We start from the raw sequence: 279 nt of genomic DNA on the forward strand, positions 1-279 counted from the left end.
CTGTGTACAGGACAGCAGTAGAAAAACCAGAAAAACACTTTTCATGGATAATGATATATGTTACAATTAAATTACTGTGAATATCTGTGTCCTTTTGCAGAAAATACAGGAGACAGATATGTCCGGCGGTTTATTCAGAAACAGATTGCTTATTGAGGAGTAGATCATGATCAACGAAGAAAAGGTTAAAATAATGACCAAAATTGCTATGTATGAGCAGGGAAAAGGCAGAAGATACCTTCCGGTCAGCAAGTATTACAGAAGTGACTATATCGGACT

The organism is Blautia sp. CAG:257, assembly GCF_000433815.1.
GTDB lineage: Bacteria > Bacillota > Clostridia > Lachnospirales > Lachnospiraceae > Blautia_A > Blautia_A caecimuris.